We start from the raw sequence: 13283 nt of genomic DNA on the forward strand, positions 1-13283 counted from the left end.
GATAAAAGACAGGGCAACAGGGCTTCCTGGCAGCGAGCGTCCCGACACCGGTAAGGGTGGGGGGCGGCCAGCGGATTGGGAGAAGAAGGTGAGCGACGGCCAATATCTACGCCCGGAGCGGCTTGAGGATGCGGTTGCGGCACTGCGCGACGGCGCCTGGACGCTGCTCGCCGGCGGCACCGATCATTATCCGGCGCGCGTCACCGTGCAGCGTTCCGAAGATATTCTCGACATAACCGGTCTCGCCGGGCTGCGCGGCATCAGCGATGCCGGCGATCATTTCCGCATCGGCGCGCTGACGCGCTGGTCGGATATCGCCGAGGGCGATCTGCCGCCCTGCTTCGACGGGCTGCGCCGCGCGGCGCGGGAGGTTGGCGGCATGCAGATCCAGAATCGCGCGACGCTTGCCGGCAATCTCTGCAACGCCTCGCCGGCTGCCGATGGCGTGCCGCCGCTGCTGACGCTGGACGCCTCGGTCGAGCTGGCCTCGGCGGAGGGCGTGCGAACCCTGCCGCTTGGCGAGTTCATCCTCGGCAACCGCAAGACCGCGCGCCGCTCGGACGAGCTGATGACCGCCATTCTGGTGCCGAAGCCGGCATATCCCGCCCGCAGCGCCTTCCTGAAGCTGGGCGCACGGAAGTATCTCGTCATCTCCATCGTCATGGTGGCCGGCGTGCTGGAAGTGCGGGACGGCACGGTCGCCGCCGCACGGATCGCGGTCGGTTCCTGCTCCGCCGTGGCGCAGCGCCTGCCGGCGCTGGAAGCCGCCTTGCTCGGGCAGCGCGCCGGTCCCGGCCTTGCCGGACTGGCGGCCGAGGAGCATCTGGCCGGACTGGCACCGATTGACGATATCCGCGCCGATGCCGGCTATCGCCAGGACGCGGCGCTGGTGCTGGTGAAACGCTGCCTTGCGGAACTGGGAAGCACCGTATGAATGCCCCTCTGATCGAGAACCGCATCCGCCTGACGGTGAACGGAACGCCGGTGACGCTCTCCGTGCCGCCGGGGCGGCGGCTGACGCGGGTACTGCGCGATCATCTGGGCCTGACCGGCACCAAGGTTGGCTGCGATGCCGGCGATTGCGGTGCCTGCACCGTGCTGATGGACGGGCGGCAGGTCTGCGCCTGCTTGGTGCCCGCCGCACAGGCCGACGGAACGGCGATCGTCACGGTCGAAGGGTTGGCGGGCGAGGGTCTGGCCGGGGAAGGCCGGCTGAACGGCTTGCAGCAGGCCTTCCACCGCCATGGCGCGGCGCAGTGCGGCATCTGCACGCCGGGCATGCTGATGGCGGCAAGCGAGCTGCTGGCTTCCGTGGCCAAGCCGGACCGCCAGCAGGTCGAGGATGCGCTGGGCGGCGTGTTGTGCCGCTGCACCGGCTACCGCAAGATCGTCGATGCCGTGCTGGATGCCGGCGGGTCCGCGGCGCCGGTGAAGGTCAGAAGCGGCGCCGCCGTGGGCGCGCGCATTGCCCGCAAGGACGGTATCGCGAAGCTGACCGGCGAGGAGAAATTCGGCGCCGACGAGGCGCCCGCCGAGGCGTTATGGCTGCGTGCTATCCGCTCGCCCCATGCCCATGCGCGCTTCACGCTGGGCGATCTGGATGCCTTCCGGAAAAACCATCCCGGCATCGAGCGCATCTTCACCGCCGGCGACGTGCCGGGCAGCAACAGTTTCGGCATCTATCCCGATCTGAAGGACCAGCCGGTGCTGGCCGATGGTTATGTGCGCTTCCGGGGCGAGGCGGTGCTGGCGCTGGTCGGCGAGCGCGCGGCGCTGGAGGCGGTGGCCGAGGCGGATATTCCCATCGACTGGCAGGAACTGCCGGCGCTGGTGGGCACCGCGGCCGCGCTGGTCGGGGGAGCCGCGCAGCTGCATGCGGGCAGCGCCGGCAATGTGCTGATCGAGGGCCGCGTCGCCTGCGGCGATCTGGAAGCCGGTTTCGCCAAGGCGGCGGCGCGCACGGCGCGGCGCTTCGAGACCAGCTATGTCGAGCATGCCTATATCGAGCCGGAGGCCGGCTTCGCCCGGCGCGTCGGCGAGCGCATGGAGATCACCGCCTGCACCCAGACGCCCTATATGGACCGCGACGAGGTCGCGCATGTGCTGGGCATCGCGAAGGACGCTGTGCGGATCATCCCGACCGCGACCGGCGGCGGCTTCGGCGGCAAGCTGGACATGTCGGTGCAGCCGCTGCTGGCGACGGCTTCCTGGCTGCTGGACCGGCCCGTGCGCATGATCTATCACCGGCCGGAATCCATGGCCTCGACCACCAAGAGGCACCCGGCGACCATCGCGGTGGAGGCCGCTGCCGATGCCGGGGGCCGGATCACCGCCTTCCGCTTCCATGGCGATTTCGACACCGGCGCCTATGCCTCCTGGGGGCCGACCGTGGCGAACCGCGTGCCGGTGCATGCCACGGGCCCTTACAAGGTGGGCGCGGCGCTCTGCACCAGCCGGGCGGTCTATACCAACGGCACGCCTTCGGGCGCGTTCCGGGGTTTCGGCGTGCCGCAGGCCGCCATCGCGCATGAGGCGGCGATGGACGATCTGGCGCTGGCGCTCGGCATCGACCGGCTGGAATTCCGCCATCTGAACGCGTTGCGCGCCGGCGAGGCGACACATTGCGGGCAAATCATCGAACACTCGGTCGGCATGGCCGCTTGCTTGGAGGCGCTGCGTCCGCGCTGGCGCGCGCTGGTCGGTCAGAACATGGCCTTCAACGCGGCGGAAAAGGCGAAGGGCGGGCCGCTGCGGCGCGGCGTCGGCGTGGGCTGCATGTGGTATGGCTGCGGCAATACCTCGATGTCGAACCCATCCACCATGCGTATCGGCCTGAAGGCCGATGGGCGGCTGACGCTGTATAATGGCGCGCACGATATCGGCCAGGGTAGCTACACCATCATGGCGCAGATCGCCGCCGACGCGCTGGGCCTGCCGGTCGATCTGGTCGAGCAGGTTTACGCCGATACCGACCGCACGGCGGATGCCGGCAAGACGTCGGCCTCGCGCCAGACCTTCGTGTCCGGCAAGGCGGCGGAGCTGGCGGGGCTCGACCTGCGCGCCAATATCCTGCGCCTCGCCAATGCCGGCCCTGAATCGGTGCTGTCGCTGGACGGGCCGGTGCTGACCGTGGCCGAAGGGGTCGTGGTGCGCCGTATCGATTTGCGCGAAATCCCGGTGGAGGGGCCGGAGGGCGATGTGCTGCTGGGCGAGGGCACCTTCGATCCGCCGACCAGCCCGCTGGACGAGAACGGCCAGGGCGTGCCCTACGCCACCTATGCCTTCGCCGCGCAGATCGCGCAGGTTGAGGTGGATATCGAACTGGGCACGGTAAAGCCGCTGCTGATCGCCGCCGCGCATGATGTCGGCCGCTCGATCAACCCGATGCTGGTGGAAGGGCAGATCCAGGGCGGCATCGCGCAGGGGCTGGGCCTGGCGCTGATGGAGGAATTCATCCCCGGCCGCACCGAGAATCTGCACGATTACCTGATCCCCACCTTCGGCGACGTGCCGGATATCGAGATGCATCTGATCGAGGATGCCGAGCCGCTCGGCCCCTATGGCGCCAAGGGCATCGGCGAGCCGGCACTGGTGCCGACCGCGCCGGCCATCCTGGGGGCGATCCGCGACGCCACGGGGGCGGTGGTCACCAAGGTGCCGGCGCTGCCGCACCGGGTGCTGAAGGCGATCCGAGAGGCGGAGGCCGCGCGATGAACGACGCCGCGCCGAAGACGCCGGAGCAGGATGAGGGCGAGATCGTCCGCTGCGATGCCTGCCCGGTGATCTGCCGCATCCGCAAGGGGCGCAGCGGGGCGTGCGACCGCTATGGCAATGTCGATGGCGAGCTGGTGCGGCTCGACCCGCTGGTGGTCACGCAGCAGGTGGCGGCGGAGAAGGGGGCGGTCGTGCCCTTCCTGAAGGACGCATGGGACGGCTCGCTGGTTGCCGGCGCACCGACCTTCCTGACCGGCATCGGCTCCGGCACCACCTATCCCGATTACAAGCCGGCCCCGTTCATCGTCTCCACGCAGCATCGCGGCGTTGATACGGTGACCGTGGTGACCGAGGGCATCTTCAGCTATTGCGGCGTGAAGCTGAAGATCGACACCGACCGCTATCTCGGGCCGGAACAGGCCGCCGTACGCCATGAGGGCGAGGCGGTGGGCCATGTGACGACCGCCGAATATGGCTCGCAGATGCTCTCGCTGGGCGGCGTGCATCATCTGACCGGCGGCTCCAAGAAGGAAGGCAACGCCACCTGTGCGGCGCTGCTGGCGCTGTGCAACAAGCAGGCGGTGGAGCTGACCGTCGATGGCGGTTCTTCGCTGATCGTCCAGGCCGGCAAGCCGCCCATCGTCGATGGCAAGCAGGAACAGCGCATGCGCGTCGGCTGCGGCTCCGCCACCATAGGCATCTTCGCCAAGCAATGGCACGAACATGCCGACGAGGTGATCGTGGTCGATGACCACATCACCGGCGTGTTCACCGAACATCAGGCCGGCAAGTATCTCGATGTGCGGGCGGCGGGTATTCGCGTGCGCGGGCGGCGCTCCACGCCGGGGCGCTATTTCCAGGTCGCCAGTCCGGGCAGCGGCTGGGGCGGCACCGATGTGACCGACCCGCTGTCGATCATCGACAGGATCGACCCCAAGACCGCCTGGCCCGGCCTGCGCCTGCTGATGGTCTCCACCACCGGCGAGGATCATGCCTATTTCGTGCTGGACGAGAACCTCGTCCCGGTGCCGCAGCCTTTGCCGCCGGGGCTGAACCCGGTGGTCGAACGCATCGAGGAGAATTGCGAGCCGGCGCTGACCTCGGTGATCTTCATGGCCGGGGCGGGTGGCTCCCTGCGTGCCGGCGTGACGGAGAATCCGGTGCGGCTGACGCGCTCCGTCCGCGAACTCGTCACCCGTGTCACCTGCGGCGGCGCGCCGGTCTATGTCTGGCCGGGCGGCGGCATCACCCTGATGGTCGATGTGACCCGCATGCCGGAAAATTCCTTCGGCTATGTGCCGACCCCGGCGCTGGTGGCGCCTATCGAATTCACCCTGCCGCTGGCGGATTACGCGGCGCTGGGCGGCCATACCGGCGAGGTGAAGCCGCTGGAGGCGGTGCTGGAGGCGGTGGCGCGCCGCCAGTCCTGGCCGCAGCCATCGGACAATCCCTGGCCGCTGGACCCCCAGGAACGAATCAAATGAGCGCGCAGCGCGCCTTCCTGCCCGATGGCCGGCTGCATTTGCAGCATGGCCCCATCGATCTGGTGATCGAGGCGTTTGGCCCGCTGGCGGAGGTGCGCCGCGCCTACTGGCAGGCGGTGCAGGCCTTCGACGGGCTGCTGGAGGCGCTGACGCTGGAACTGCACCTGCTGCGCCGCCCGTTGGGCGAGGCGCCGCCCACACTTTACGGCCCGGTGGCGAAACGCATGCTGGCGGCGGTCTGGCCCCACCGGGGCATCCATGTGACGCCGATGGCGGCGGTCGCGGGATCGGTGGCCGATCATGTGCTGGCCGCCCTGCGACGCGACCGCCGGCTGACGAAAGCCTATGTGAATGATGGCGGCGACATCGCCTTTCATTTGACCGGGGGCGAGAGCTTCCGCGCCGGGCTGGTGCCGGACCTCACCCAGGCGACGATGGAGGGGCTGGCGGAAATCCCCTTCGAATCACCGGTGCGCGGCATCGCCACCAGCGGTTCCGGCGGCCGGTCGTTGTCGCTGGGCATCGCCGATGCGGTGACCGTGCTGGCAGCCGACGCGGCGGCGGCGGACGCGGCGGCGACGCTGATCGCCAATGCCGTCGATCTGCCGGATCATCCTGCAATCTACCGCGCGCCGGCCAGCAGCCTCGATCCCGACAGCGACCTTGGCGACCTGCCGGTGACGCTGGATGTCGGGCCGCTGGGCGACGGCGAGATCGGCGAAGCCCTCGCCGCCGGCCTGCAATGTGCCCATGCGATGCGCGAGGCTGGACACATCCATGCGGCGGTGCTGTCATTGCGCGGACGATTCGCAATGTGCGGCACCGCCCTCAGCCCCGAACTGACGGAGACGAGATGAGCGAGCTGGTCCAGATCCGCAAGATGGTCCTGACCGTCGAGGAAATCCGCCATGAGGGCGGGCCGCCGCCGGAACACCCGATCCTGCGCGCCGCCTGCCTGGCGGTGCTGAAGAATCCCTATGCCGGGCGCTATGTCGCGGACATCACGCCGCTGATGGAGGCGCTGAAGCCGCTGGGGATGGAGATGTCGCGCCGGCTGATCGCGGCGCTGGGCGGCGATGTCACGAAGATCGAGGGCTATGGCAAGGGCTCGATCATCGGCACGGCGGGCGAGCTGGAACATGGGGCCTGCTGGCATGTGCCGGGCGGCTATGCGATGCGCGAACTGCTGGGCAGCGCCAAGGCCATCGTGCCGTCGGCGACCAAAGTGGGGTCGGCGGGCGCGCGCCTCGACGTGGCGCTCGGCCACAAGGACGCCGCCTATGTGCGCAGCCATTTCGACGCGATGGAGGTCGGCATCCATGACGCACCGCGCGCCGACGAGATTGTCTATTGCCTGGTCATGACCACCGGCGGGAGAATCCATGCCCGCGTTGGCGGCCTGCAGGTCAACGAAATCAAGGGGGAGGATGGCCTGCGCTGAGGCAAGGCCGGGCTGTTAGGGCAATTCATTACGCATGAGGGACCGACGATGATGACACGCAGAAACTTTTCCGGCCTGGCACTCGCCGCCGGCATGACCGCCGCGCTGGCGGCAAACGGGCCGGCTATCGCCGCCGACAAGATCATTCTGGGCGACATGAATTCCTATACCGGCTTCGCTTCCTTCACCATTCCCTACAAGCAGGGCTGGGAGCTGGCGCTGGAGGAGATCAACGCTTCCGGCGGTATCCTCGGCAAGCAGGTTACGGTGGTCAGCCGCGATGACGGCGCCAAGCCGGCCGACGCGGTGACGGTCGCCAACGAGCTGGTCAGCCGCGAGGGTGCGACCCTGCTGTTCGGCACGCTGCTGTCGCATGTCGGCCTGGCGGTTTCCGACTTCGCCAAGCAGAAGAAGGTGATCTTCATCGCCGCCGAGCCGCTGTCCGACTCCATCGCCTGGCAGAAGGGCAACCGCTACACCTTCCGGCTGCGTCCCGGCACCTATGTGCAGGCTGCCATGCTGGCCGAGGAAGCGGCGAAGCTGCCGGCGAAGAAGTGGGCGACGATCGCGCCGAACTACGAATACGGCCAGTCCGCCGTCGCCGCCTTCAAGGAGCTGCTGAAGGCGAAGAAGCCGGATGTCGAATTCGTCGCCGAGCAGTGGCCGGCGCTGGGCAAGATCGACGCCGGCGCCGCCGTGCAGGCGCTGGCGGCGGCCAATCCGGACGCCATCTTCAACGTCACCTTCGGCGGCGACCTGCTGAAGTTCGTGCGCGAGGGCAAGGTGCGCGGGCTGTGGGAGAAGCGCACCGTCGCCAGCATGCTGAGCGGCGAGCCGGACTGGATCGACCCGATGAAGGACGAGGCGCCGGAAGGCTGGCTGGTCACCGGCTATCCCTGGTATGCCATCGACACGCCGGAACACAACAAGTTCCGCGAGGCCTTCCAGAAGAAGTTCAACGACTATCCGCGCCTCGGTTCCGTGGTCGGCTATGCCGCGCTCTATTCGGTGAAGGCGGCGATGGAAAAGGCCGGCACGACCGAGACCGAGAAGCTGGTGGAGGCCTTTGCCGATCTGCAGCTGGGCACGCCGGTCGGGCCGATCACCTACCGCGCGATCGACAACCAGACCACCATGGGCGCCTATGTCGGCACGCTGACCGTGAAGGACGGCATGCCGCGCATGGTCGATTGGCGCTTCGGCAAGGGCGAAGACTATCTGCCGCCCGACGATGTGGTGATGAAGCTCCGCGCCAAGGATTGAGCTCGGCTCTCTTTTTTTACCCTCGCCCCGGAAGGGGAGAGGGTGGGAGCGAAGCGAACGGGTGAGGGGAGATGGCTATGACGGTGCGGCTCTCCCCTCACCCAGCTTCGGCTAAGGCTGACGCCTAAGCCTGCGCATCCCTCTCCCCTTCCGGGGCGAGGGAGAATAAAATGGAACCCCGCCTTTGGAACTTTTCATCGCCCAGCTGATGACCGGGCTCGCCAGCGCCTCGGCCCTGTTTCTGGTCGCCTGCGGGCTGACCATCATCTTCGGCGTCACCCGCATCGTGAATTTCGCCCATGGCAGCTTCTACATGCTGGGCGCCTATATCGCCTGGACGCTGATCGAGGGGATGGGCGGCGGCGTGCTGGCCTTCTGGGGCGGGGTGCTGCTGGCCGCGCTCGCCGTCGGGCTGATCGGCGTGGCGATGGAGATGACCATCCTGCGCCGCATCTACCGCGCGCCGGAACTGTTCCAGCTGCTCGCCACCTTCGGCGTGGTGCTGATCGTGCAGGATGTAGCCCTCTATCTCTGGGGCGCGGAGGATCTGTTGGGCCCGCGCGCGCCGGGGATGATGGGCGCGGTGCCGTTCGGCGACCAGCGCCTGCCGGAATACGACATCTTCCTGATCGCCTTCGCGCCGCTGGTGCTGGGCGCGCTGTGGCTGCTGTTCCACCGCACCCGCTTCGGCATTCTGGTGCGTGCGGCGACGCAGGACCGGCAGATGGTGGCGGCGCTGGGCGTGAACCAGAAATGGCTGCTTACCGGCGTGTTCTTCCTGGGCACCGCGCTGGCCGGGCTGGGCGGGGCGGTGCAACTGCCCAAGGGCAATGCCAGCCTGACCATGGATCTCGGCATCATCGCCGAGGTGTTCGTGGTCACGGTGGTGGGCGGCATGGGCTCGATCCTGGGCGCCTATCTGGCGGCGCTGCTGATCGCGCTGATCCGTGTCTTCGCCGTCGCCAATGCGGATATGAGCGTGCTGGGCATTCAGTTCTGGCAAGTCGAGCTGGTGCTGATCTTCGCCGTCATGGCGGTGGTGCTGGTGGTGCGGCCCTGGGGGCTGCTCGGCCGGCGTGAGACGCTGCAGGCGCATCATGGCGCGGTGGAGCCACCCTTGCTGCCGGCCCCTTCGTCGCTGAAATGGTTCGGCCTCGCGGTGCTGGCGCTGCTGGTGGCGCTGCCTAGCATGACCGGCAATTACGCGCTGACCATCGCCACCGAAATCCTGATCTTCGCGCTGTTCGCCGCGTCCCTGCATTTCCTGATGGGGATCGGCGGCGTGATCTCCTTCGGCCATGCCGCCTATTTCGGCCTCGGCGCCTATGGCGCGGCGCTGATGGTGAAGCATTTCGCCTGGCCGATGGAAGCCGCCCTGCTGATGGCGCCGGTCGGCGGCGCGTTGGGCGCGCTGCTGTTCGGCTGGTTCTGCGTGCGGCTGTCGGGCGTCTATCTGGCGATGCTGACGCTGGCCTTCGCGCAGATCGCCTGGGCGGTCGCCTTCCAGTGGCTCGATGTCACCGGCGGCGACAACGGCATGCTGGGCATCTGGCCGTCTTCCTGGGCCTCCTCCGCGGCGGCCTTCTATGGCTTCGCCGCCATCGTCGTGGTGCTGGCGCTGCTGGCGCTCCGGCGCATCGCCTTCTCACCCTTCGGCTATGCGCTGCGGGCCGGGCGCGATTCGCCGCTGCGGGCTGATGCCATCGGCATCGATGTGCGCCGCGTGCGCTGGTTCGGCTTTACCCTGGCCGGGCTGTTCGCCGGTATCGCCGGCGGGCTGTTCGCCTTCCTGAAGGGCAGCGTCTCGCCCGACCTGATGGCGATCCCGCTGTCGGTCGATGCGCTGGTGATGGTGCTGCTGGGCGGGGTGCAGACCCTGGCCGGACCGATTGTCGGGGCGGTCAGCTTCACCGCGATCAAGACCGAGCTGGTCAGCCTGACCAATTACTGGCGCATCCTGCTGGGCCTCGTCATCGTCGGGCTGGTGGTGGCGTTCCCGCAAGGTATCGCCGGCTTCGTTAGGCATCGCTTCATGGGCCGGGAGGATGCGGCATGAGCGCGGTTCTCGAGGTCGCCGGGCTTGCCAAATCCTTCGGCGGAATTCACGCTGTCAGTGATGTGTCCTTCACGCTGGATGCGGGCGAGCTGCTGGCGCTGATCGGCCCGAACGGCGCCGGCAAGACCACCTGCTTCAACATGCTGATGGGCCAGCTTCGCCCGAACGCCGGGACCATCCGGCTGCTGGGCCGAGACATCGCCGGCATGGCGCCGCGCCGGATCTGGCGGCTGGGTGTCGGGCGTACCTTCCAGATCACCGCCACCTTCGGCTCGATGAGTGTGCGCGAGAATGTGCAGATGGCGCTGCTGTCGCACCATAACCGCCTGATGTCGTTGTTTGCCGATGCTGGCCGCCAGTACCGGGAGGAGGCGATGGAACTGCTCGCCCTCGTCGGCATGGCGGCGCAGGCGGAGCGCGCCTGCGGTGTGCTGGCCTATGGTGATCTGAAGCGGGTCGAACTGGCGGTGGCGCTGGCGAACCAGCCGAAGCTGCTGCTGATGGACGAGCCGACCGCCGGCATGGCCCCGCGCGAGCGCGTCGAACTGATGGAGCTGACAGCCGCCATCGTGAAGCAGCGCGGCATTTCCGTGCTGTTCACCGAACATGACATGGATGTGGTGTTTGGCCATGCCGACCGGGTGCTGGTGCTGAATCGCGGGCGGCTGCTGGCCGAGGGCACGCCGGCGGCGGTGCGCGACAATCCGCTGGTCCAGGAAACCTATCTCGGTAGCGGGTCGATGTTCGCGGGGGAGGAGTCCTGATGCTGACCGTCGAAGGGCTGAACGCGCATTACGGCCGCGCCCATATCCTGGCCGATGTGGCCTTGACGGTGGGGCGCGGCGAGGTGCTGGCGCTGCTGGGCCGCAACGGTGCGGGCAAGTCCACTACGATGAAATCCATCGTCGGTCTGGTGCCGCCGACCTCTGGCCGCATCGGTTTCGAGGGCGTGGAGGTCGCCGGCAGGCCGCCCTATGAGATCGCCCGTCTCGGTCTCGGCTATGTGCCGGAGGAGCGGCGTGTCTTCACCGATCTGACGGTCGAGGAAAATCTGGAGGTCGGCCGGCAGAAGCCGCGCCCCGGCGTGCCGGACTGGACGCCGGAGAAGCTCTATGCGCTGTTCCCCAACCTGGCCGAGATGCGGCGCCGGCCGGGCGGCCAGATGAGCGGCGGCGAGCAGCAGATGCTGACCATCGCGCGCACCCTGATGGGCAATCCCTCGCTGGTGCTGCTCGACGAGCCGTCCGAGGGGCTGGCGCCGAAGATCGTCGAGCAGATGGCCGAAACCCTGAAGGCGCTGAAGGCGGAAGGGCTGACGCTCGTCCTGTCGGAGCAGAACCTGCACTTCGCGCGGCTGGTCGCCGACCGGGCGACCATCATCGAGAAGGGCAGCATCCGGTTTTCCGGCACCATGGAAGAGCTGATGGCCGACGAGGATTCCCGCCAGGCCTATCTGTCCGTGTAAGGGGTATCCGCCCTGACGGCACTGTCCCCCTCACCCGGCCCTGCGGGCCACCCTCTCCCGCCAGGGGAGAGGGTATTTTCCAGCGCCTACTTCTTCAGGAAGGCGATCAGGTCGTCGATCTCCTGATCCTTCTTCAGGCCGACGAAGGCCATGCGGTTGCCCGGCACGAAACCCTTCGGGTCATTCATGTACTTGGTGAAATTTTCCTCGGTCCAGACGAGGCCCTTCTCGCCCGCGCCCTTCATGCCGTCGGAATATTTGAAGCCATCGACGCTGGCGGCCTTGCGGCCGATGATGCCGACCAGATGCGGGCCGACCCGGTTGGTCTCCTTGTCCGCGACATGGCAGGCGCGGCACTTGTTGAAGACCTTCTGGCCTGCCGCAGCATCGCCGGCCTGGACCTGCGGTGCGAAAATGACGGTGGCGAGCGCAACGGCAACCGCCGGCAGGCCTAGCTTCCTCATCTGCATTTTATTCTCTCCCGTATGAACACGCATATGGTCAAGGCATATACGTTTACTGATTCTAGTTGTTCCAGGCCGCACGGCAACCTGTCTGATGGTCGCAGGCCGGATACCCCGCCCGGATACCCGTCCAGACAGCCCAGATTGAAGGGTGGGTTGATTTAGCGCATAATGATTTAAAGTTTCTGTCATATCGCGATCAAGGTGAGGAATAACGTGGCGAAAACCGCAGACCCAAAAAACAAGGGAGGCACTGGCCACGGCCTTAGCTCCGAGGATGTGGCGCGTCTGGCTGTGGACCGTTCGGGCGAGAGCCGGCAGGCAACCGTCGAGAAGCTGGTCGCGACCTATTCGGAAAGCGACATGTCGCCGTCGGAACGTGAGTCGGTGATGGCGCTGCTCCAGATGTTCGCCCGAGATGCCGAGCAGCGGGTGCGTGCGGCGCTGGCCGCCAGCGTGAAGGCGCTGCCCGACCTGCCGCATGACCTGGCGATGATCCTGGCCAGCGACGAGGCCGAGGTTGCCGGGCCGATCCTTGAGCATGCCTCGGTGCTGACCGAGGCGGATCTGCTGGGGCTGGTGCGCGACAGCGACACCGCGAAGCTGCTGTCCATCGCCAAGCGCGAGCATGTGCCGGGCAGCGTCGCCGACGCGCTGGTCGATAGCGGCAACGAGACCGTCGTGGCCACCGTGGTCGCCAATCCCGGTGCCGATCTGAGCGACCGCGCGATGGAGCGCGCGCTGGCCGCCTTCCCGCACAGCGAGCAGGTGAAGGAAGGGCTGGTCGGGCGTTCCGTGCTGCCGGTGACCATTGCCGAGCGGCTGGTGACCCTTGTTTCGGAACGGCTCCGCGAGCGGCTGGTCACGCATCATGCGCTGTCGCCGGATATGGCGACCGACCTTGTGCTGGAAAGCCGGGAGCGGGCGACCATGTCGCTGCTGCGCGGCGCGCGTTCCGGCACGGCGGTCGAGGCGCTGGCGAAGCAGTTGCACAAGAATGGCCGGCTCACCGAATCGCTGATCCTGCGGGCGGCGATTCTGGGCGATATCGATTTTCTGGAAGCCTCGCTGGCGGCCATCGCCGGCATCCCGCGGGAGAATGCCCGGCTGCTGGTCCATGATGCCGGCCGGCGCGGCCTTGCCTCGCTGCTGAAGAAGGCGGATATGCCGGAGCGGCTGGCCGTCGTGCTGCAGACCGCCATCCATGTCGCGGACGAGACGGAGTTCGACGGGCTGGACCGCGACCGCGAGCGTTATGCCGTGCGCATGATCGAGCGCGTGCTGACGGCGGTGGACGAAAATCCGGACAATGTGCTGGACCAGGACGATGTCGATTATCTGGTCCGCAAGATCGACCAGCTGCAAGGCCCCCAAGCCATCGCCTGCTGAGGGCTTA

Annotated in this window: 11 protein-coding genes; 10 read left to right on the forward strand and 1 reads right to left on the reverse strand. The window is 67.6% G+C overall.

What is annotated here, in order from left to right:
• The first annotated feature begins 88 nt into the window (after positions 1–88).
• The 9 genes from BKM74_RS04165 to BKM74_RS04205 all read left to right on the forward strand — a co-directional run bounded on the left by BKM74_RS04165 (position 89) and on the right by BKM74_RS04205 (position 11423).
• Positions 89–934: an FAD binding domain-containing protein gene (locus BKM74_RS04165; protein WP_086464430.1), complete on the forward strand. Its 846-nt coding sequence runs from the start codon at positions 89–91 to the stop codon at positions 932–934.
• Positions 931–3714 carry a molybdopterin-dependent oxidoreductase gene (locus BKM74_RS04170; RefSeq protein WP_086464431.1) on the forward strand — a complete coding sequence of 928 codons (2784 nt, stop codon included), beginning with the start codon at positions 931–933 and terminating at the stop codon, positions 3712–3714. Before BKM74_RS04165 ends, BKM74_RS04170 begins: the two co-directional genes overlap by 4 nt.
• Entirely contained in the window at positions 3711–5198 is a 1488-nt protein-coding gene (locus BKM74_RS04175; RefSeq protein WP_086464432.1) for a 6-hydroxynicotinate reductase, read from the forward strand. The genes BKM74_RS04170 and BKM74_RS04175 overlap by 4 nt, the downstream gene beginning before the upstream one ends.
• On the forward strand, positions 5195–6055 hold the full coding sequence (locus BKM74_RS04180) for a UPF0280 family protein (protein WP_086464433.1): 861 nt from the start codon (positions 5195–5197) through the stop codon (positions 6053–6055). Before BKM74_RS04175 ends, BKM74_RS04180 begins: the two co-directional genes overlap by 4 nt.
• Positions 6052–6639, forward strand: coding sequence for an amino acid synthesis family protein (locus tag BKM74_RS04185; RefSeq protein ID WP_086464434.1), 588 nt, complete (start codon positions 6052–6054; stop codon positions 6637–6639). Before BKM74_RS04180 ends, BKM74_RS04185 begins: the two co-directional genes overlap by 4 nt.
• 51 nt (positions 6640–6690) lie before the next feature.
• Positions 6691–7902 carry an ABC transporter substrate-binding protein gene (locus tag BKM74_RS04190; protein WP_456152408.1) on the forward strand — a complete coding sequence of 404 codons (1212 nt, stop codon included), beginning with the start codon at positions 6691–6693 and terminating at the stop codon, positions 7900–7902.
• A gap of 184 nt (positions 7903–8086) precedes the next feature.
• Positions 8087–9958, forward strand: a complete 1872-nt coding sequence (locus BKM74_RS04195; protein ID WP_086464436.1) for an ABC transporter permease — start codon at positions 8087–8089, stop codon at positions 9956–9958.
• Entirely contained in the window at positions 9955–10722 is a 768-nt protein-coding gene (locus tag BKM74_RS04200; protein WP_086464437.1) for an ABC transporter ATP-binding protein, read from the forward strand. The genes BKM74_RS04195 and BKM74_RS04200 overlap by 4 nt, the downstream gene beginning before the upstream one ends.
• Complete coding sequence (locus BKM74_RS04205) at positions 10722–11423, forward strand: ABC transporter ATP-binding protein (RefSeq protein ID WP_086464438.1); 702 nt, start codon at positions 10722–10724, stop codon at positions 11421–11423. The genes BKM74_RS04200 and BKM74_RS04205 overlap by 1 nt, the downstream gene beginning before the upstream one ends.
• Before the next feature lie 86 nt (positions 11424–11509).
• Here the strand turns inward: BKM74_RS04205 and BKM74_RS04210 are convergent, their stop codons facing one another.
• Entirely contained in the window at positions 11510–11893 is a 384-nt protein-coding gene (locus BKM74_RS04210) for a c-type cytochrome (protein ID WP_086464439.1), read from the reverse strand.
• Between the two features lie 273 nt (positions 11894–12166).
• Between BKM74_RS04210 and BKM74_RS04215 the strand changes: the two genes are divergently transcribed.
• A complete protein-coding gene (locus BKM74_RS04215) occupies positions 12167–13276 on the forward strand; it encodes a DUF2336 domain-containing protein (protein WP_086464440.1) in 1110 nt (369 codons plus the stop codon).
• The last annotated feature ends 7 nt before the right edge of the window (positions 13277–13283 follow it).

Source organism: Oceanibaculum nanhaiense, from assembly GCF_002148795.1.
GTDB lineage: Bacteria > Pseudomonadota > Alphaproteobacteria > Oceanibaculales > Oceanibaculaceae > Oceanibaculum > Oceanibaculum nanhaiense.

Excerpts from the sequence above, each read along its gene's own strand:
- BKM74_RS04180 (WP_086464433.1), top strand. The coding sequence starts at position 5,195 with ATGAGCGCGCAGCGCGCCTTCCTGCCCGATGGCCGGCTGCATTTGCAG.
- BKM74_RS04200 (WP_086464437.1), top strand. The coding sequence starts at position 9,955 with ATGAGCGCGGTTCTCGAGGTCGCCGGGCTTGCCAAATCCTTCGGCGGA.
- BKM74_RS04190 (WP_456152408.1), top strand. The coding sequence starts at position 6,691 with ATGACACGCAGAAACTTTTCCGGCCTGGCACTCGCCGCCGGCATGACC.
- BKM74_RS04185 (WP_086464434.1), top strand. The coding sequence starts at position 6,052 with ATGAGCGAGCTGGTCCAGATCCGCAAGATGGTCCTGACCGTCGAGGAA.
- BKM74_RS04175 (WP_086464432.1), top strand. The coding sequence starts at position 3,711 with ATGAACGACGCCGCGCCGAAGACGCCGGAGCAGGATGAGGGCGAGATC.
- BKM74_RS04210 (WP_086464439.1), bottom strand. The coding sequence starts at position 11,893 with ATGCAGATGAGGAAGCTAGGCCTGCCGGCGGTTGCCGTTGCGCTCGCC.
- BKM74_RS04205 (WP_086464438.1), top strand. The coding sequence starts at position 10,722 with ATGCTGACCGTCGAAGGGCTGAACGCGCATTACGGCCGCGCCCATATC.
- BKM74_RS04170 (WP_086464431.1), top strand. The coding sequence starts at position 931 with ATGAATGCCCCTCTGATCGAGAACCGCATCCGCCTGACGGTGAACGGA.